Here is a 20,082-nt window from a genome sequence, read left to right as displayed (position 1 = left end):
TCCGAAGCCATTATCCACGTCGCCGTGGGCAGTCTTTTGATGCGCAACAGCAATTGAACTAATTCCCAAACGGACTCTTAGAGCCATGGTAGTCGAGATTGGCCTCGGTGACGTGGATGCCATGCAGCTTGCCGGCGACGATCTTGCGCATCCCATTTCTCCAGAACACATGTCAGTTCAAGTGCGTGCAGATGTTCCCGTCGACCGGCATGTCCAGGCCGATGTCGAGAATCGGCGCGCTGTGTGTCAGCCAGCCGACCGAGATGAGGTCGACGCCGGTCGCCGCAATCGCCGGAGCCATTTTCGGCGTGACGCGGCCGGAAGCCTCGGTGATGGCGCGCCCATCCACCATCTGCACGGCGCGCGTCAGCTCCTCGAGCGACATGTTGTCGAGCAGAACCGCGTCGACCCCCACCCTGAGGGCGACTTCGAGCTGTTCCAGCGTGTCGACCTCGACCTCGATCTTGACCATGTGACCGGCGGCGGCGCGCGCGCGCCCGACCGCGGTGCGGATGTCGCCGGCGATCGCGATGTGGTTGTCCTTGATCAAAACGGCGTCGTCGAGCCCGAAGCGGTGATTGGCGCCGCCGCCGACGCGCACGGCGTATTTTTCCAGCGCGCGCAGGCCGGGCGTCGTCTTTCGCGTGCACACGATTTTTGCCTTGTGGCCGCGCACCGCGTCGACGATCGCCGCTGTGGCCGTCGCAATGCCGCTCAGACGACTGAGGAAGTTCAGCGCCGTGCGCTCGGCCGTGAGCAGGCCCCGCGCCGGACCGCACACCTTCGCGACGGTCTCACCCGCGGCAATATCGCTGCCGTCCGGACGCCGGATGTGCATGTCGATCGCCGGGTCGACGAGCAGGAAGGCGAAAGCCACCAGATCGAGCCCGGCGACGACGCCCGGGTGCCGCGCCTTGAGCACCAACGTGGTCGTGCAATCACATGGAATCACCGCGTCGCTGGTCAGATCGCCGCATCTGCCCAAATCTTCGAGAAGGGCAGTCCGCACAATCGGTTCGATGACGATCGCGGGAAGAGGCGCGAATGATTTCATGTCAGGTGACTCCGTGTCGGGGCCCGCCAGCCGAGCGCGACCGCGGCCTGGATTGCCGTGCGCAGTGTCAGCCGTGACGGGCTTGCGTCTGCATCGCGCCCGGGGAAATCGGACCGGTAATGTGAACCACGGCTCTCTTCACGCCGCAGGGCCGCGATGGCGATCATCAGTGCGACCACAGCCGAATCGGACGCAGCCTCGTTGTCAGCGGCGATCGACAGCAGCGCCGCCGCGGCCTTGCGCAGCGTCTCGCCTTCGCGAATGATGCCGAGTGCGTGGGAGACGACCGGGCGTATGCACGAAGGGTCCGGCCGAGGGGGCACGAGTGCGGGGAACAAGCGCCGGCGGCAGTCCGGCGATGCGCCGGCGACGCTTTCAGCGACCCAGGCGGCTGTTACCACCGCTTCGGTGAGCGAGTTGCTGGCGAGCCGGTTGGCGCCGTGCAGTCCGGTACATGCAACCTCGCCGCAGGCCCACAAGCCATTGAGGGAACTGCGGCCCGCTGCGTCCACCGCCACGCCGCCCATGTGATAGTGTGCCGCCGGCCGCACCGGGATAGGCTGGGTGGCGGGGTCGATCCCTGCCTCCCGGCAGAGCTGGGCTATTGCCGGGAAGCGCTTGCCCAAGCTCGGGCCGAGACATTTGCTGGCATCCAGAAACACGCTACGTCCGGCGGCGATCTGATGCCAAACCACTCGTGCGACCACGTCGCGCGGAGCGAGCTCGCCGCCGGGCGTGTCGGCGAGGAACCGTTCTCCTTGCTCGTTGATGAGCACGGCGCCTTCCCCGCGCACCGCTTCGCTGATGAGCGGCATCGGTCGCAGCGGGCTGTCGAGCGCGGTCGGGTGGAACTGCACGAACTCCAGATCAGCAAGCTCCGCCCCGGCACAGGCGGCGAGCGCGAGCCCGTGCCCAAATGAACCGAGAGGGTTCGTCGTATCGCAAAACAGGCCACCGATGCCGCCGGTCGCCAGCACGACGCGTGAGGTGGAGATTGTGACCACATCTGTGCCGCCGACCGCCAGTACCCCGACGACCGCACCGTCTTCGACGATCAGGCGGCGCGCCTCCATGTTTTCAAGGATAGTGATCGAGGCCGTGCGCCGCACGGCTGCGATGAGTGCGCGGACCAGCTCACGCCCCGTGGCGTCGCCGGCGGCATGCACAATTCGACGGCAGGAGTGGGCTGCCTCAAGCCCGAGCCGCAATGCGCCGTCAGGCCCGCGGTCGAAGGCGACGCCGAAGCGCTCGAGGTCCTCGATCGCCTTGGGTGCTGCTTCGACCATCCGCCTTACAGCCGCTTGGTCGCAGAGGCCGTCGCCGGCCGCCAACGTATCGCTCAGATGAAGCTCCCGACTATCGTCGCAGCCGAGGCTTGCCGCCAGACCACCCTGGGCGAACTTGCTGCAGCCTCCGGTTCCAAGCGGCGTACTGGAAAGCAGGACAACCGGCTCCGGCGCCAGATGAAGCGCCGTCATCAACCCGGCAATGCCGGCGCCGACGATGAGTGGCGCCCCGCCGATGTCCATGATCGTTGGGGTCATATGGCGAGCATGCGCTCCACAGCCCGGCGGGCCCGGTCCGCGACCTGCGGGTCGATCGTCACGAGGTGGCGGTTTTGCTCCAGTGCTGCACGTATGTTGGCAAGTGTGATGCGCTTCATGTGCGGGCACAGATCGCACGGGCGGATGAAATCCACCTCGGGATGCGCGACTGCGACATTGTCGCTCATCGAGCATTCAGTCATCAACACGACGCGCGCCGGCTTCTCCCGGCCCACATAATCGGACATGGCGGCCGTCGACCCGGAAAAATCCGCCTCCGCTACCACTTCGGGCGGACATTCGGGATGGGCAAGCACCGACACGCCGGGATGATCCTCGCGCAGCTGCCGGATGTCGGCTGGCGTAAAGCGCTCATGCACCTCGCAATGACCCTGCCAGGCAATGATCTCGACGTCAGTCTGGGCGGCGATGTTCTGGGCCAGATACTCGTCGGGCAACATGATCACTCGAGCAACACCGAGCGATTCGACCACAGCCTTCGCATTGCCCGAGGTGCAGCAGATATCGGACTCCGCCTTCACCTCGGCCGACGTGTTGACGTAGGTGACGATAGGCACGCCCGGATAGCGTTGCCGCAGCAGCCGGATGTCCTCGGCGGTAATGGAGTCCGCCAGCGAACAGCCGGCGCCGAGATCCGGGATGAGCACCGTCTTTTGCGGATTGAGCAGCTTTGCCGTCTCGGCCATGAAATGCACGCCGGCCAGCACGATCACGTCTGCATCCACTTCCATCGCCCTGCGGGCCAGCGCTAGGCTGTCGCCGACGATGTCGGCCACGCAGTGAAAGATCTCGGGCGTCTGGTAGTTATGCGCCAGGATGACGGCGTTGCGCTCGCGCTTCAGCGCCAAGATGGCGTCGATGTCGTCGCTGAACGCCGGCCATTCGATCGGCGGGATCACCCTGCGCACGCGCTCGTAGAGATAGGCGGCCGAAGGCGGCGCGGCGGTCATTGACGGCTCCGATTATACTCAATGAGAATATAAGCGCATATTCTTGATATGAGTATAAGAGTCAACCCCGAGCCAGCGGCAATTTTGCCCCGGCAACTTCCCCCTCCTCGAGCACGGCGTGGCGGAAGCGATAAAGCTTCGCCGGGCGGCCACCTGTTTCTGTGGCCGTATCGCCCGTCTCTTCCACCAACTCGTGTTGCTCGATGAGGCGGCGGAAGTTGGACTTGTGGATCAGCCTGCCGGCGAGCGCCTCCACGGTTCGCTGCAGTTGAAGCAGGGTAAAGGCCGGCGGCATCAGTTCGAACACGACCGGCCGGTACTTGATCTTGGAGCGCAGCCGCGCAATGCCCGTGGCGAGGATGCGACGATGGTCGGCGACCATGGACTTGCCGCGAACCGGCGGGGGGAGGACCGAACCGCGCATCGCCTCTTCAACCAGGGCTGCTTCGTAAAGCAGCTCGTACCGTTTGAGTGCGAGATCCTCGTTCCACGGGCGTTCGTCGAAGCCGAATGCGATCGCCGCCCGCCGCCGGCGCTCGAGGCGCGTCGCACCGTCGTCCGCGCCATCCGCCCATTCGATCAGGCGAGGCCGCAGGACGTCCGACACCATCGGCGGCGTTCCGGCACGGTGGTCCTCCCATGGAAAGTAGTCGTACCAGCTTTGCCAACAGGACCTGGACGGTGCCGCTGCATGTTCCTTGCGGGTGAGTGCGAGATAGCTGATGGAGATAACGCGCTGCTCAAGTTCGGTGCCGGCCCGGTCCCGGTCGGCGAAGGTGTAGAGCTGCTCGATATATCCCAGCGGGTGGCCGGTCTGCTCCTCGACCCACGCCCTCAGACCGGACTGCAGCGATCGGTGCTCCAGCGCAAGGGGGCCGGAGGGCAAGGTGTCCGTCTGTCCGATGGTCAGCACACAGGGCTCATTGTCGCTCAGCGCAACGACAACGGCGGTCAGGTCGACCTTGACTGTGTCGGCCTTGCCTCCCGGCCTGTTTGTCCTGATCCTTTTTGCGCGATCGTCCATGGTCCCTGAGTGCTTGGGCCGCGAAAAGTAGCTGAACCGATTGAAATTTGTTCTCACCAATAACGCTTGGCGCGTCAACTCACGCTTCGTGCCACTTTAGTTCTTCGCACCTGCACAAAAATATGCCAAACGCGACACAAGCGGCGGGTAACGCAAGGGAAGGAGAAGTCGTGAGCGCAACGGGACAAGCCAGGGCTCTTACGCCACCGGAAATTTCCCAGCGCAAGGGCAAAGCGCCACTTATCTGCCTGACGGCATATACGACCCCGATCGCGAAACTGGTCGATCCGCATTGCGATGTCGTGCTGGTCGGCGACAGCGTCGGCATGGTTCTCCACGGGCTTGCCACGACACTTGGTGTCACGCTCGACATGATGATCATGCACGGCCAGGCGGTGCGCCGCGGGCTCGAACGCGCACTGATGGTCGTCGACATGCCGTTCGGCTCGTATGAGGAAAGCTCTGAGCAGGCTTTTCGCAACGCCGCCCGGTTGATGGCCGAGACCGGCTGCGCGGCCGTCAAGCTCGAGGGCGGCGAGGCGATGGCGGGGACGATCCGCTTCCTCACGGCGCGCGGAGTACCAGTCATGGCCCATGTCGGGCTGACGCCGCAGGCGGTCAACGCCTTCGGCGGCTACCGCGTCCAGGGTCGCGGCGAGGACCGCGAGCGCATCCGGCGTGACGCGTCGGCCGTCGCCGAGGCGGGCGCCTTCGCCGTGGTGCTGGAAAAGGTTCCCGAGCCACTCGCCCGCCGGATTACCGAGGAAATCGCGATCCCGACGATCGGCATCGGGGCCTCATCTGCCTGCGACGGGCAGATCCTGGTCGTCGACGACATGCTGGGCCTGTTCGGCGACTTCCGCCCCAAATTTGTCAAGCGCTATGCCGAACTGGGGGACGCCGCTTCGGCGGCAATTGCGACCTATGCGCAAGAGGTGCGGGAGCGCCGCTTTCCCGCCGCCGAGCATGTGTTCGGTGACATGCCCAAGGCCGTCAGAGGCGAAAAGACCGCATGACCATACCGATCGTCCGCACCGTCGCACAACTGCGCAAGACCGTAGCCGAATGGCGCAAGCAGGATCTGAAGGTCGCCGTCGTGCCGACCATGGGCGCCCTGCATGAAGGCCATCTCAGCCTGGTAAGCGCGGCACTGGAACGCGCCGACCGGGTGATCGTGACGCTCTTCGTCAACCCGAAGCAGTTCAACAGTGAGGCTGATCTCGCCGCCTATCCACGCACCGAGCACGAGGATGCCGCCAAGCTGGCGCCGCTTGGCGCCCACGTCCTCTACGCGCCGGAGGGGTCGGAAATGTATCCGGATGGTTTTGCCACGACCGTCTCGGTGGCAGGCGTGAGCGAGGGCCTGTGCGGTGCAACTCGCCCCGGCCATTTCGACGGCGTGGCGACGGTGGTGGCAAAGCTGTTCCTCCAGACGGGCGCCGATCTCACCTTCTTCAGCGAAAAGGATTTCCAGCAGTTGCATGTGGTGCCGCGACCTCGATATTCCGATCGAGATTGTTGCCTGTCCGACGATCCGCGAGGAGGACGGCCTGGCGATGTCGTCGCGCAACGCGCGCTTGTCGCCGTCGCAGCGGCAGGCCGCGCCGAAGCTTGCCGCGATCCTTTTCGATGCGGCCGAGCGCATCGCCGACGGAGCGCCGGTCGACGCGACGCTCGACGCGGCGCGGTCGGCGATAGCCGCAGCAGGCTACGCCCGGATCGAGTATCTCGAACTGCGGGCCGAGGAGGACCTCGCGCCGATGCATACACTGGACAGGCCCGGGCGCTTGCTCGTGGCTGCCTGGCTTGGCGAGACGCGGCTGATCGACAATGTCGGGGTGCCTTCACGGCCAGGAGCCATCTGGACCCAGAGGGGTGAAACTGACACTTGGTACCCTGTGACAACTGCCGCTATCCCGGACCGCGTCCGCCCAACAATTCGATGCTCGTCGCCTGATCAGCGCATCCCGGCAACGCTCTTCACGCTCACATTCGGATTTGCAACCGCTGAAGTCACGGCTTCTGCTCTCCGATGATCGGCAATCAACGCCGAAATCTCGCCTGCCGGCTTCGGCCTGCTGATCAGGTAGCCCTGGACTTCCGTGCAGCCTTCCGCGCGCAGATGCTCGAGTTGATCGACGGTCTCCACGCCCTCGGCGGTGGTGGAAATCCCAAGGCTGACGCCAAGGCCGGTAATGGCCCGTATGATCGCCTTAGCTTCTGGGCGCGCGGAAAGCTCGCGCACGAAGGACTGATCGATCTTGATCTTGTCGAAGGGGAATTTGTGCAGATAGCCGAGCGACGAGTAGCCCGTACCAAAATCGTCCATTGAGATCCGCACGCCAAGGCTTTTGAACCGGTACAGCGTGGCAAGGTTGTCGTCATTGTCCTGCAACAGAACGGATTCGGTTATCTCCAACTCAAGGCGGCTCGCATCCATGCCGGACGATGCCAGCGCGCTTACGACGGTGGGCACGAGATTCCGGCTTTGAAACTGCGCCGGCGAAAGATTCACCGCCACATGCATGGATTCCGGCCATGTTGCGGCCTGCTGGCAGGCCTGACGCAGCACCCACTCGCCGATCTGGACGATAAGGCCGATCTCCTCCGCCAGGGGAATGAACTCGGCCGGCGGAACCATGCCCCGTTCAGGGTGGCGCCAGCGCAGCAGCGCCTCGAAGCCGCTGATCGCGTTCGACCGGACATTGACCAGTGGCTGATAGAACAGCTCGAACTCGCCGCTGGCGAGCGCCTTGCGCAGATCGAGCTCGAGCAAACGGCGCGCCTGCAACCGCGCATCCATCTCATGTTCAAAAAAACGAAAGGTATTGCGGCCGTCCGCCTTCGCCCGGTAGAGTGCCATGTCGGCATTCTTCAACAGAATATCCGGTTCGAAGCCGTTTTCCGGCGCCACGGCAACGCCGATGCTGGCGCCGATCACCACCTGGTGTCCGTCGATCTCGTAGGGCTTGCTCAGAGCTTCAATAAGACGAACCGCAAGGCCGCTGGCGTCGGTGGGATCGGCGATAGAGGTCCCGATCACAGCGAACTCGTCGCCGCCGAGACGGGCGGCGACATCGGTTTCGCGCAGGCTATCCTGGAGGCGCTTGGCCACTGTCTGAAGCAACTTGTCGCCGACAGGATGCCCAAGCGTATCGTTCACGCTCTTGAAATGGTCGAGGTCGAGGCAGAGAACCGCAAGGGCCTCGCCGTTCCGACTTGTGCGAACCAGCGCCTCGTCCAGGCGCTCGCGGAATAGGACCCGGTTCGGAAGATTCGTGAGCGCGTCATGATGCGCCATATGGACGATGCGCGCTTCCGCCTTGCGCTGTTCCGTTACGTCGATCACCGCGGCAAGTATTGACCGGCGTCCTTCGATGGTGAGCACCCGCATATAAGGGTACACATCTATTTTGGCGCCGTTCGCCTTCAAATGATGCCACACTTGACCCGGCTGATAGGCATCGGCCACGTCTTCGAGCACGCGGCGAGCGGCATCCCGCTCGCCGGCTGGCCTGATATCGAACACCGACATCCCAAGAAACTGCTCTCGGCTATAGCCGTAGTGCTGCACCGCTGCGTCATTGACCTGCAGAAATCGGTAGGTAGCGGCATCGAACAACCACATCGGCACCGGATTGCCTTCAAACAGCAACCGAAACGATTCCTCCCTGGCCTTGATGTCGCCAATGTCGGTCAGCGTGACTGAAAGCAGATCACCGATCGGCACAACGCCCACCCTAAAATGGCGCGGCCCGCCATCGGTCGGATAGGTCGTCTCGACGGATTTTCGCGTGCCAGTCGACAGCGCGTCCGACAAATGCTCTCTGATCCCGAATTGTTCAGACCACAGATTGGTCTCGGTAAGCCGCTTCCACTGCAGCGCTTTGCGTGGCAGGCTCATCAATCGCGTGGCACCGTCGTTCAAGGCAATGATCTGGAAATCGACCGGCTCCCCCTGGGTGTCGCGAATCGCCGCAAGCGCCAGCATCCCCTCATCGGTCGACGCGAAGATGGTATCGACGAGGCTGTAGCGGGACGCATGTTCCTTGACGCAGACGAGGAGAATTGGCCGGCCCCATCGGCTTGCCAGCGGTAGCGCAGTGATGTCGAAAGTTGCCACCGCGCCATCGATCACCTTGTGCGATACAGATCGCGCCGGCGCTAGCTGGCGCAATGCTGGCTCGATGACGCCCCTCAGCGCAAGGGCGCAGTCCGGCTGGAGTTCGCGCAGCCGTTGGCGCTTGGCTGTGACGCCGAGCCATTTCTGGAAGATTTCGCCGATTCTGATAATTTCGAAACTGTCGTCCTCGTCCTGCCGGACAACGGCGATATGCTCGTTCATCCGGCCGAGGCCGTCGAGCGCGACTTCCTCATAAGCTGGCAGCGCCTCGCCACCCTTGAGCGCTGACCGCCAGCGGCGAAGCAGAAGCTCCATTTCGATTGCTTCGATTGATCCGAAAGATGCTTCATGGCCGGGAGATTGCGCGGAAACAACTGCCATGAACCTGGCCTTTCGCAAAAGCGTCAGGCCCGACGTCTCGGAAAATTGCGGCCCCGTCGGCCGCTTCTTTATCAGCGCCGTTGCTAATGAAATCTAAATTGTGAAGCGGCACACTTGTTTGCAACGCCGCCATGTTCGTTGACGACAGTCTCTTTCCAGCCCAAGCGGGTCTTTGTCCAGAAGATGCGGGCCGTCGCCTGTCGCCTTCTTGAACAGGCTTTGGCCCACCGCCGAGTTTGCCTTGAGGTGACCGAGATCCGGCTCGGAGCGGTAGTGCTTGCGCAGCGTCTTCGGGTCGACGCCGATCAACCGGGCGATGCCGAGTTCGGGAATGCCATAGCCGGCCAACGCTTCAACCTGTCGACGGAAGGCGGGATCGGCTTGGTGAGATGGTCGCGCGTCAAATTGTGTCCGCGCGGCGCTCAGCGCCTGTTGCCGCGGTTCAGTTGACCCCGGCGACGACAAACAGGACTGAAGGCTGACACAATGCTTCTGCCCGGGCCTGGTGCGGTGACTCGTCGAATTCGGCTGAGGTTGGAGTGTCCGGGCCCTCGTTGCATAGCTGAGGCACTCAAACGGAACATCGCCAAACACCTCCGCCACAGATCTCGTCCATGGAAGAACGAAGAAATGGCTTGACCGCTACCCGCAATTTAAGGGCCGATTGGCCCCCGGCAATCAGGGCCTCCTCGAATATATGCAGCCTTCGGCCTGCCCATCCGGGCCGCGCGATACCGTAATGCGATGAATTTGCTGGGAATGAGGCGCCAGCTTGTCCCAGATCCATTTGGCGATGTTTTCCAAGGAGGGCACCGCCAAACCGTCAATGTCGTTCAGGTATGTATGGTCCAGGATTTTTTGCACCGAACTAATTCTCGGCTCTACCTCGTAAAGATTGGCCGGCCAGCCGAACACCGCATCAGGTGAGCCCTTAAAGTGGACTCGAACCCTGAAGGTGTGGCCGTGTAACCCGGAAAATGGCTGTAGCTGGTGGGCGGCCTCGAATGTGAACTCTTTGTAGGTCTCGACCATGGCGACGCTGGCAGAACGTTCCAAAATTCACTCCTTAAAATGCCGAGGCAGAGCTTCTGACATTCTGATTGATCAGTGTCAAACGGGCTGAGCCGGCCCCTGGCTCAATGGAAAGAGGCATTAGCCCGCGATTTTGCGCGCGCAGTTAACGCGGCGTTCAAGGATCGCGACGCATTGAAAGCGGGTCGTGAGGGAAAGGATAAAATGATGTCAAGGATTCGCGGTGCACTTGCCTTAGCTGTTGCGCTTATGCTGATGACCATATCTCCGGGGCACGTTCAGGATCAACAGCTGTTGCCGCCAAAGGAGACGCCCATCCTGTCGATCGAGGGCAATATCCGAGTGACTAACGCTGACGGTGTGGCGCAGTTCGATCGTGGGATGCTCGAGAAGCTCGGTATGACCTCGTTGACCACCACTGCGCCGTGGTTTTCCGGACCCGTCGAGTTCGAGGGCGTCTCACTCAAACGGATTATGGCGCTTGTCGGAGCGCACGGCACGGAAGTAGTCGCCATAGCGCTGAACGACTACCGTACGACAATTCCTCTTAAGGATTTTGACGACTTCGATGTGATATTGGCGCTGAAGCGCGATAAGCAATACATGCCGGTTAGCGATAAGGGGCCCCTCTTCGTAGTGTATCCTTACGACAGCTCTCCAGAATTGCACGCCCAAAAATACTATGCACGCTCGATTTGGCAACTTACACGCCTCATTGTGCGATAAAAAAAGATAACGGATGCGTTGTCGCAGAGTTCTCTAGTGGGCGCTTTTCACCCCTTAAAAATAGCCCTTAGCGCCGCGATCCTTGTTCTCGGCTTTGGCGCAGTTTATCTTTCGACGCTCATCTTCGAGCGACAGGAGATGCTCGCCAAGGTCTCGCGCTACAATGTGGCCTGGAGCGCAGGTCAGGGCGTGAACGAGTTCTTGCGGCTGCGTCAGCGCGTCAGCGAATTGGCGGCCGGTGAAGGCTCGAAGCAAGAGGCGCAGCTTCGGTTTGAAATCGTCAAGAATCGGCTTGAGCTGTTTCGCAGCGGCGAGTTTCAGCCGTTTGTGCTGGAAGCGGACGACCGGCAAAGGACGGTTGAATCACTATCGAACTTCCTCCATCGCGCCGCGATGCTGATCGAGCAGGTTGAGAATCCAGCAACTGCGAGAGCCATCCTATCAGAAATGGTCCCTCTGGAAGGAGACCTCATCGGTCTCGCCGCGGAGGCCAATAATTACGGCGGTCAACAGGTCGCGCGCGACCAACAAGAACTTCTGCAACTGCATTGGACGTTCTCTGCCCTGGCTTGGGGCCTCGTGCTCTGCACGTTTGTGCTTATTGTACTTTTGGAAAGACGGCACCGACTTCTTATCCAGGCTCAGCAAAGGCTCCACGCGCTCAATGCGACATTAGTGCAAACGAGCGGGGAACTCGAGAAGGCCAATTCTGCAGCGCACGCTGCAAATGATGAGTTGATCACCCAAAACCGTCTGTTCGATACTGCACTACACAACATGTCGCAGGGGCTTTGCATGTTCGGCGAAGACCGCCGGCTTATCGTTAGCAATCGCAGGTTGGCGGCCATGTATGGTCTGTCTCCGGAATCGCTGCGGCCGGGGAGTACCCTTGAGGATATCATACGGCTCACGGTCCAGACGGGTATCTGCTCCCGGGACAACGCCGAGACTATCCATTCGGAACAACTTAGCCTGATTGCTCGAAAGAAGCGGGGTACGTTACTGCAGGAGCTGAGCGATGGTCGCGTGATTTCAATTTTGCATCAACCGATGAACGATGAAGGCTGGGTGGCTACTTACGACGATATTACCGAACGCCATCACGCTGAGGCCCAAATGGTGCACATGGCGCGCCATGACGCTCTCACTGACTTACCTAATCGAATTCTGCTTCGTGACCGGATGGTGAGTGAGCTGGCTCGGTGCCAAAGGCATCAGCGCTCTGCCGCGGTTTTCTGCTTGGATCTCGATCATTTTAAGAACGTCAATGACACGCTCGGACATTCCATGGGCGATCGGCTACTCCGCGAGGTTGCTGCGCGCATCGCAACCCTCGTTCGCCGAGAGGACACTGTGGCTAGGCTGGGAGGCGATGAATTCGTGATCCTGCAGGCGGATGTCACACAGCCAGCCGATGTTGATCAACTTGCCCAACGTATACTCGAGGTTCTTAGCGAGCCATACCAGCTCGACGGGCATCAGGTGATTATCGGGGTGAGCGTCGGCGTAGCCGTGACCTCCGGGATTCCCGATGACCCAGACACGCTTCTGAAAAATGCCGACTTGGCGCTCTACCGAGCCAAAGGAGACGGGCGTGGTACGTATCGCTTTTTCCAGCCCGAGATGGATGCGCGTCTTCAGCGTCGTCGGACGATTGAACTCGATTTGCGTGCCGCCGATTTTGACCAGGAGTTCGATGTAGTATTCCAGCCGATCGTGAACATTCACACGCTGCAAGTCACGACACTTGAAGCACTGTTGCGATGGCCGGGCTGCAGACACGGACCCGTCGAAACCGAGGAAATCATCGCCATCGCCGAAGACACGGGCTTGATCGTCAACCTAGGCGAGTGGGTGTTGGAAAGAGCCTGCCGAGCAGCTGCAAATCTGCCGGGCGAGCTCAATTTCGCCGTTAATCTATCGCCAACGCAGTTCATGCGAGGCGATGTCGTTGAGATGGTTTCCAGAGTACTCGCCGCTACGGGATTTCCTGCTAATCGCCTTGAACTAGAAGTGACAGAAACGTTGTTGCTTGAGGATGGCCAAAGGTCGTCCGGTGCGCTGCGCGACTTGCGGGCGCTGGGTGTCCGCATATCACTCGACGATTTTGGCACCGGTTATTCCTCGCTCGGCTATCTCAGAAAATATACCGTGGACAAGATCAAAATAGACCGTTCCTTCGTGGAGCAAATCTCCACAAATCAGGATCACATGGCGATCGTGCACGCGATTGTCAGTTTGGCCCATGCCTTGGGCATGAAGACCACTGCTGAAGGAATAGAGACTGAGGATCAGCTGGAAATTGTTCGCGCTACAGGTTGCGACGAGGTTCAAGGATATCTATTCAGCCCACCAAAATCGCTAGCTGCAATAACGGACTCCCTCGGCAGTCGTAGGAGTAAAGCGGCTGCTGCGTAACTGCTATCAGCCCGTGCCGTGATGAATCTCGCCACCGACTGGAGCCTGTAAGCCCGTTCGCTCTATGCACCTGGATATGGCCCCGTGGGAGCTCCTCGCCGCCATTGGCGCATCTATCTGCCATACGCTCCTTTAGCAGGAACGCTCGGGTGGTTGGCGGTAATCTCGATCATATCGGGCCCGGAACCGCAACAGATGGCTGCGTTGGCGGTAAAATTTGAAAAATTTGATTAGCACGGTATCTCGATGTTGATCCGAATGGCCAGGCTTGAGACCGCCGCGCTCCCTTATAAGTTGACGCTCCTATCTGCCCGCATGGCCGCGACCTTCACCCCGCGCAGCCTGGCCGTTTTCCGTTGTTTGCACGCTCGTCGTTCTCCTGCACGGTCGGCCGCAACCGGCACAGGCTGGTCTGCCGCCGCCTCCAGTCGTTGTCCGTGCCCAATAAAGGCGACCGGGCAGATTGGCATACGCGGGGCTCTTGGCGGCAAAAGAGGCGACCACCGAACGAGCCTACACCTGCACCTGTCCACCGCCCGAATTGGAAGCAGCGATCCACGGCATGATTGCCTCGGGGTCTTCCAGGATTCCGGCTCGCTTCGCGAAGCGACAAAGGCATTTCGCGCCAGGCCCATCGGCTTACGGCCGTCGTGTGCTTGGCAGCACGCGCGGAGCGCTGTTTCATGGATCAGACTGCGGCGGTCTTCTGGCCACTCCTCCAGAAACTCGATCGCGCCTGCGAGATCGACAATCTCCTGCACAAAGTAGGATCCAGGCTTGACGAAGACGGGGCTGCTGATGCCGTGACGTTCATTCGTTCCTCCAAATTGTCGAACGGCTACGGGGCTGTGAAGAAGCCGCCGTTGGGATCGTCGGCGACCATCGCAGAATGTGTTGTCAGCCCGATGACGTTCAAGATGGCGCGTGCCCCGCCAGCAGCCAACTGTCCGCGGGCAAGGATGCCGACTTGGCTTTGCAGCGCCCTAGATCGGACCGATTGCTAGAGCGTAGCGCGGGCGTTTACAGTCCTAGAGCAGGAGCACGATCGATCAGGTCAACGCGTTCTTAACAAGACCTCGAGTTCTCTCACCCGTTGGCGCGGTGGAGCACGGCTCAGACCGCACTGGAGTCTGCAGCGCTGAAGAAACGCTGATGCCGTGCTCTTTATGCGCCGTGGCAATGTCGAGCAGTTCCCTAAAAGTGTCGTTTCAGCGAGACCCTAGTGCATCAAGCCTGCCGATCGCAGGGCGTCCTCAATGACTTTTCGTATCCCCGCGGCGGAGTTGGGCTTCTGAGAAGGCGGGATGTTCGCACGTTTCGCAGAGTGAGGGACATTGGGAACCCCAACCTTGGGCATCGAGAAAGCGCGTGCGAAACTGGCCGCGGGCGCCTCGCTGTTGGCCCTTGCCGGCTTCGCATCTCGCTTGACGCACGACTTCGCTATTCCCCAGAAGCGCGCGATATGCCAGGTAGAGCAGATACCGACGTCAAGCATGAAGGGTGCCCCAGCGCCCAGCGCGGCGTCGCCGGCCGTGTCAAGTGGTGTACCGTGGCCCATTCCGGCGATGCGATATTCCTCGATCAGCTCCTGCCCTTTGGCATTGCACCAGACATGCCGCGAATGACCATCCACCACTTCTGATCGGGTAGAACGTGCATCGAGCCCGTGAATGGCCCGCCATTGTCCGACGATGGCATCAGCATTGGAAGATGCTACGGTTTGATCGGCGGAGCCGTGCCAGACCGATATAGAAGGCCAAGGACCTCTGTGCGGTGAGGCATCGCGCAGGGCCTTCTGCAATTGCCTTTCCGAGGGCGCGCCATGACCGCGCATGCGGTCGAAGGCTTCCGGGATCGTCTTTGCGCTCCCATATGGCAGGCCCGCGATGATCGCGCCACCAGCGAAGACCTCCGGGTAGCAAGCCAGCATCACCGATGTCATGGCGCCTCCGGCAGAGAGGCCGGTGATAAAGATACGTTCAGGGTCGAGGCCATATTCGACGACAACCGCCTCTATCATCTGGCGGATGGAAAGGGCCTCTCCGCCGTTCCGCTTTGTATCGCTGGGCACGAACCAGTTGAAGCAGAGATTGGGATTGTTGGCGCGTTGCTGCTCGGGAAACAGCAGGGCAAAACCGTCCTGGTCGGCCAGTTGCGACCAGCCGGAACCATGGTCGTACCCGGCTGCGGTCTGCGTGCAGCCATGCAGTACGACGACGAGGGGCGCCGCTTCAGGCAAATCATCCGGAACGTAGATCCTCGCCCGCAAGGCGCCCGGATTGGAGCCGAAATCGGCCAGATCCGATAACCGATCACGGCCTTGGCCATTGCTTTGAAAACCCTGCCCGGCGCGGAATGCCGCAAGGCGGGTGATGGTGTCGGAGATTTTTCGCAAGTCAGTATTCCTTGTGGTCGGCCGCTAAGATGGCCCCAGCGCTGCGCACAACGCACTTGCAGCAATATCGTTGCTGCACTGCACAATAACAAGTTTTCATTTGAATGTTGCGGAGCGCCTCCAGGTCACCTCCCGCTTCCGCCAGACGGGGCTGCCGTAGGGATAGCGGCAGTGTAGCCGACGTCCGGACCCCTTCGATTTTGAAAACTTCTCCCTGTTCAAAACGGTCCAACTTCTCGGTGTTCAAAACCAGTCCTCAAAAAGAGGCCGCGGCGCCGGGAACTGCACGATCCGCGGCTGGCGACAGATTCTGTCATTAGCCTGTGGAAACCTGAAATCGCGAGAGTTGGCTGCCTAGGCAGGAACCTAAGTGCAGGCCAGTATCGGTGTCGGGGAATCAAAGCCTTCTCGCGCGAAGGTGAAAGGTAAGGGGTATTGGCTTTTCGATTCGTTCACACGGCGGACGTTCATCTGGATTCGCCTCTTCGGTCCTTGGCGCTGCGCAACCCGGAATTAGGCGAACTGATTGGCAACGCGACGCGGCGTGCCTTTGTCAATATCGTCGATCTCTGCCTATCCGAGCAGGTCAACGCGCTTCTTCTCGCAGGTGATCTCTACGACGGCGATCAGACCTCCATGAAAACTGCGCGGTTCCTTTCCGAGCAAATCCGCCGACTGGACCAGGCCGGAGTCCGGGTGTTCATGATCCGGGGCAACCACGATGCGTTGTCGAAGATCACCAGAAAACTGACGTACCCGGAAACCGTAAAAGTTTACGGTGGGCGCCCCGAGGCTATTTCGCTCGAATTGGGGGATCGAGCGACCCCTGTGGTCATTCACGGACTGAGCTTTGCGCAGGCCCAGTGTCCCGAGAGTCTGGTCGGAAAGTACAAGCCACGGGTCGAAGGCGCTGTGAATATCGGTCTCCTGCACACCAGCCTCGCAGGAACGCGGGGGCACGATCCCTACGCACCCTGCAACGTCGCGGATCTGGAGGCGACAGAGTTCGACTATTGGGCGCTCGGTCACATTCACAAACGGTCAATCAGTACCGGACGGTGCACGATCGTGATGCCTGGCATGCCCCAGGGGCGCGACATCAACGAATCCGGTCCGAAATCGGTGAGCCTTGTTACGATCGCTGATGACCGAACGGTCCATGTTGAGGAGAGGTTCACCAGCATCGCACAGTTCGAGCGCGTCGTGATCGACCTCGATGGCGTTGCAGATTGGCGTCACATGGTGACCACGGTAGCAGGCACTCTGGGGGCTGCGCGGGAAGCTGCAAATTCCGAACATCTTGGGGTCGGAACAAGAATTGTTCCCAGCGACACGCTAAGGTCGAACGGCGCATGAACGTCATGCGGCGTGGCGTAACCGAGCCGGAAGTCTGAGCGACCGGAAGCCTTCAGGCATCTGATGTTCCGCATCCCAGGTGTAGATGCCGGTCAGATTGATGTGTTCCCAGCTCAGCGGCGAGATGTGCTTGAGCAGGTGATCTGGAATCTGGCGATGCAGGTTGCGTAGGTGGGTGACGGCCCGTTCGATATAGACCGTATTCCAATGTACGATCGCGCTGACGACAAGATTGAGGCCCGATGCGCGGAACGCCTGGCTTTCGAACGATCGGTCACGGATTTCACCACGCTCGTGGAAGAAGACGGCGCGCTTGAGCTTATGTGCGGCCTCACCTTTGTTGAGGCCAGCTTGGCAACGCCGCCGCAATGCTAGACTCGAGTACCACTCGATCATGAAGAGCGAGCGCTCGATCCGACCAAGTTCCCGTAGCGCCCTTGCGAGCTGGCTTTCCTTCGGAGATGCGGACAGCTTCTTCAGGATCGTAGACGGCACCACGGATCGCGTCGTGATCGACGACGCGAGATGGAGCAAATCGTCCCAATGGTCGAGAATCAGAGTGGTGTTGATCGGCGCGCCGATGTGGTTCGACAGCGCCGGATATGCATCGCCCTTCTCGAACGCGTGGAACTTCCGATCCTTGAGATTGCGCAGTCGCGGTGCGAACCGCTTGCCGATCAGGGCGAACAGCCCGAAGACGTGGTCGCTCGCACCGCCCGTATCGGTAAAGTGCTCCTGGATGTCGAGGACCGTGTCCTGATCGAATAGCCCATCGAGCACATAGGCAGCCTCGCTTTCGGTCGGACTGATGGGCAGAATGCTGAAGTAGCCGTACTGATCTGACAGATGGCTGTAGAACTTCGATCCGGGTTCACTGCCGTAATGTAGATTGATATCTCCGCGCTTTGCGGCTCGGTCGCTTGCTCGGAAGAATTGGCCATCAGATGACGACGTCGTGCCATTGCCCCAAAGGCGAGAATGCGGATGGCGGGTGTGTGCGTCCGTCACGCAGGCCTGGGCCGCGCGGTAGGTAGCTGACCGGGCATGGAAGGTGCGCATCCAACTGATCTGGTGAGCGCTGATGCCTTTGGACGCGCTCGCCATTCGCTTAGGACCGAGGTTGGTAGCATCGGCCAGCACTCCGGCCAGCATTGCCGAGACATTTCTTGGGACGTCGCCGGTGCGAACATGCGTGAAGAAATCCGCAAAGCCGGTCCATTCATGAACTTCCCTCAACAGGTCGGGAACCTCGATCATTGGATACATATCGCTGATCTCGGCATTCAGTTCCTCGGCCGCCGCCGGAACCTCGCCAGCAGTTGGCGTAACGATCAACGTCCCGGCTTCAAGACGAACACCTTCGAGCTTCCCGGACCGTGCTCTGTGCGCCAGGCGATTCAGGTTGAAGTCGAGCATCTGACGCGCGTCGGTAAGCCACTGCGCGCCATCACCCTCAACGCCCAATCCGAGTCGATCCTCTTCCTTCATTGTGGTGAATGTCGACCGCGGCATGAGATGCTCGTCGATTGGCCGGAAGGATCGGCTGCCATCGACCCAAATGTCCGCAGATCTAAGCCGGTCCCGCAAAGCCGCGAGGGTGGCGATCTCGTAAAGTCGGCGATCAGGTCGTCCCTGGCCGAAGATGAGCCTCCGATCAGCTTGGCTGAGGTGGGTCACCGGGACGCGATCCGGGAGTGTCCGCCGCTTCTCGGCATAGAGCCGGTTCAGCAGAGAAATTGCCGCAAGAAGCGGATCATGTCGGCGCGCCGATTGGAACATGAACGCCTGCAAGAACGCACCGGCATACTTGTTGACGGTCGCATATTGCTCGGCCGCCAAGGCCAAGGGCGACGCCTCGTTGCCCTCGACCATCGATTCGAGATCAGGCTTCATGCGGAGCAGCCGATGCCAGCCGACCTTCTGATCGAGAACCTCCAACGCGTTCCGACCATAGTCGTTGGCGGACTGCAGGGCTGTGATCGTGTCGAGGAACATGCGCAGTGCCTTAGCGGTATCCGGCCTGCAATCCATCTGCCGCTGCTTCTTGCGGTTACTGGCTTGCGAGAACAGCCGACCCATCAGCTTGATGAACATCGACACTGCGTCGTCGGTGAGCTTCTGGCCGAGCTTGATGACCTGCGCCACGATCAAAGCGTGCCGGCGACTCGCATTGAAATCGTTGGCCAGCCATGCCGGCGTGGCGTTACCCTCACGGATCATCTGGTCCCACCGTCCAGATGATATGCGCGCTTGCAATTTCGCGTCGATTTCCAGCTTCCGCAGGAATGCAATGCGTTCTGTCAGCCCGACCAGGTTTGACGCACCTGGCGCGTCCGGCGCCGATCGCAGCCAATGAAAGCGGGTTTGGCCGATCGCCGGGTCAACCTCCAACAGCCCGTCCATTGATGCAAGCCGATCAGGCGGAAAACCCGCGATGAGCGCGTTCTCAGCCCGTCGGCGAGCTATCGCGCGACCGCCGAGGCCTATCTTCTCGATGGAATGCAGCGAGGGCAGGAGTGCTCTTCGTCGCCGGAACTCCTCAACAATTGCGGTCGCAATTGGCAAACCGGAATCACCATTGGTGGCCGCTTCGATCGCGGCTACGAGAGCGGCACGCCGATCCTGCTTGGAGGTGGTCTGCAGACCGAGGTAAGCCATCAATGACCGGCTGTGATCGAAACGCGTCTGTACTCGATGTGCATAGAAGGCGTAGAGGCGCGCGTCGACACCGAGCTGATCCGCGAGATAGTTGATCACTGCCACGGGGGGCTGCTCGTTATCCCACAAGAGCCGCCCCGTTTGGCGCATTGTGCAGAGTTGAACTGCGAAGCCTAGCTTGTTCTGCGGTCGGCGGCGGAGCTCGCATTCCAAACGATCTGCCGGGTCCAGTGTAAAGTGACGGATCAGGCTATCCTCGTCCGTCGCTATGCCGAGGAGCGTCGTAGCTTCCTTCGAACTGATGAGCCTTCTTCTACCCACTCGCGTTCTCCTCGGCACACTAAATTCCAAGGAGAAGTGGTTCGCCATCGGCCGGAGGCTTTCAACCAGCCGGCAGCTT

At 60.8% G+C, this 20,082-nt stretch carries 15 protein-coding genes and 3 pseudogenes; 7 read left to right on the top strand and 11 right to left on the bottom strand.

The window, feature by feature from the left end:
* Positions 1–79 precede the first annotated feature (79 nt).
* The 5 genes and pseudogenes from CIT26_RS35510 to CIT26_RS00510 form a co-directional block, all read right to left on the bottom strand.
* Positions 80–151, bottom strand: a pseudogene (locus CIT26_RS35510) (aspartate 1-decarboxylase); the annotation flags it as partial.
* Positions 152–172: 21 nt separating this feature from the next.
* The gene (nadC, locus tag CIT26_RS00525; RefSeq protein ID WP_095490749.1) at positions 173–1,054 is read right to left on the bottom strand and encodes a carboxylating nicotinate-nucleotide diphosphorylase; all 882 of its coding nucleotides are present in this window, start codon (positions 1,052–1,054) and stop codon (positions 173–175) included.
* Complete coding sequence (locus CIT26_RS00520) at positions 1,051–2,598, bottom strand: L-aspartate oxidase (protein ID WP_095490748.1); 1,548 nt, start codon at positions 2,596–2,598, stop codon at positions 1,051–1,053. The genes nadC and CIT26_RS00520 overlap by 4 nt, the downstream gene beginning before the upstream one ends.
* Positions 2,595–3,569 (bottom strand): quinolinate synthase NadA, encoded by a 975-nt coding sequence (gene nadA / locus CIT26_RS00515; protein WP_095490747.1) that lies wholly within the window; start codon positions 3,567–3,569, stop codon positions 2,595–2,597. The genes CIT26_RS00520 and nadA overlap by 4 nt, the downstream gene beginning before the upstream one ends.
* A gap of 61 nt (positions 3,570–3,630) precedes the next feature.
* Entirely contained in the window at positions 3,631–4,593 is a 963-nt protein-coding gene (locus CIT26_RS00510; protein ID WP_095490746.1) for an NUDIX hydrolase, read from the bottom strand.
* Positions 4,594–4,763: 170 nt separating this feature from the next.
* Here CIT26_RS00510 and panB point away from each other — a divergent pair, with 170 nt between their 5' ends.
* A complete protein-coding gene (gene panB / locus CIT26_RS00505) occupies positions 4,764–5,609 on the top strand; it encodes a 3-methyl-2-oxobutanoate hydroxymethyltransferase (RefSeq protein ID WP_095490745.1) in 846 nt (281 codons plus the stop codon).
* A pseudogene (gene panC, locus CIT26_RS00500) lies at positions 5,606–6,434 on the top strand (pantoate--beta-alanine ligase); the annotation flags it as partial. The gene panB and the pseudogene panC, both read left to right, overlap by 4 nt.
* A 116-nt stretch (positions 6,435–6,550) precedes the next feature.
* On the opposite strand, the gene CIT26_RS00495 reads toward panC, so the two are convergent.
* Positions 6,551–8,731, bottom strand: coding sequence for a putative bifunctional diguanylate cyclase/phosphodiesterase (locus tag CIT26_RS00495; protein ID WP_245318912.1), 2,181 nt, complete (start codon positions 8,729–8,731; stop codon positions 6,551–6,553).
* A 99-nt stretch (positions 8,732–8,830) separates the two neighbouring features.
* On the opposite strand from CIT26_RS00495, the gene CIT26_RS37240 reads away from it, so the two are divergent.
* The gene (locus tag CIT26_RS37240; protein WP_245318910.1) at positions 8,831–9,004 is read left to right on the top strand and encodes a hypothetical protein; all 174 of its coding nucleotides are present in this window, start codon (positions 8,831–8,833) and stop codon (positions 9,002–9,004) included.
* 186 nt (positions 9,005–9,190) lie between these two features.
* Here the strand turns inward: CIT26_RS37240 and CIT26_RS00490 are convergent, their stop codons facing one another.
* Together CIT26_RS00490 and CIT26_RS00485 are read right to left on the bottom strand one after the other, a co-directional pair.
* On the bottom strand, positions 9,191–9,445 hold the full coding sequence (locus tag CIT26_RS00490; RefSeq protein ID WP_095490743.1) for a hypothetical protein: 255 nt from the start codon (positions 9,443–9,445) through the stop codon (positions 9,191–9,193).
* A 330-nt stretch (positions 9,446–9,775) separates the two neighbouring features.
* The gene (locus tag CIT26_RS00485; RefSeq protein WP_245318907.1) at positions 9,776–10,153 is read right to left on the bottom strand and encodes a 6-pyruvoyl trahydropterin synthase family protein; all 378 of its coding nucleotides are present in this window, start codon (positions 10,151–10,153) and stop codon (positions 9,776–9,778) included.
* A 225-nt stretch (positions 10,154–10,378) separates the two neighbouring features.
* Between CIT26_RS00485 and CIT26_RS00480 the strand changes: the two genes are divergently transcribed.
* Complete coding sequence (locus tag CIT26_RS00480; protein WP_425350316.1) at positions 10,379–10,855, top strand: putative pterin-binding protein; 477 nt, start codon at positions 10,379–10,381, stop codon at positions 10,853–10,855.
* A 36-nt stretch (positions 10,856–10,891) separates the two neighbouring features.
* Positions 10,892–13,273: a putative bifunctional diguanylate cyclase/phosphodiesterase gene (locus tag CIT26_RS00475; protein WP_095490741.1), complete on the top strand. Its 2,382-nt coding sequence runs from the start codon at positions 10,892–10,894 to the stop codon at positions 13,271–13,273.
* A 287-nt stretch (positions 13,274–13,560) separates the two neighbouring features.
* Here CIT26_RS00475 and CIT26_RS38615 read toward each other — a convergent pair whose 3' ends face one another.
* Entirely contained in the window at positions 13,561–14,034 is a 474-nt protein-coding gene (locus CIT26_RS38615; protein ID WP_425350315.1) for a DUF982 domain-containing protein, read from the bottom strand.
* On the opposite strand from CIT26_RS38615, the gene CIT26_RS36325 reads away from it, so the two are divergent.
* Positions 13,957–14,277: a hypothetical protein gene (locus tag CIT26_RS36325; RefSeq protein WP_167391221.1), complete on the top strand. Its 321-nt coding sequence runs from the start codon at positions 13,957–13,959 to the stop codon at positions 14,275–14,277. The two genes, CIT26_RS38615 and CIT26_RS36325, sit on opposite strands and share 78 nt — an antisense overlap.
* A gap of 215 nt (positions 14,278–14,492) precedes the next feature.
* Here CIT26_RS36325 and CIT26_RS00465 read toward each other — a convergent pair whose 3' ends face one another.
* Positions 14,493–15,668 (bottom strand): extracellular catalytic domain type 1 short-chain-length polyhydroxyalkanoate depolymerase, encoded by a 1,176-nt coding sequence (locus tag CIT26_RS00465; RefSeq protein WP_095490740.1) that lies wholly within the window; start codon positions 15,666–15,668, stop codon positions 14,493–14,495.
* 435 nt (positions 15,669–16,103) lie between these two features.
* Between CIT26_RS00465 and CIT26_RS00455 the strand changes: the two are divergent.
* Positions 16,104–16,988 (top strand): annotated as a pseudogene (locus CIT26_RS00455) (metallophosphoesterase family protein); the annotation flags it as partial.
* Between the two features lie 39 nt (positions 16,989–17,027).
* Here the strand turns inward: CIT26_RS00455 and CIT26_RS00450 are convergent.
* A complete protein-coding gene (locus CIT26_RS00450; RefSeq protein ID WP_095490737.1) occupies positions 17,028–20,003 on the bottom strand; it encodes a Tn3 family transposase in 2,976 nt (991 codons plus the stop codon).
* Positions 20,004–20,082: the final 79 nt, after the last annotated feature.

Origin of the sequence: Mesorhizobium temperatum (assembly GCF_002284575.1) — a bacterium.
GTDB lineage: Bacteria > Pseudomonadota > Alphaproteobacteria > Rhizobiales > Rhizobiaceae > Mesorhizobium > Mesorhizobium temperatum.
This window is presented reverse-complemented; position numbering and strand designations above follow the sequence as displayed.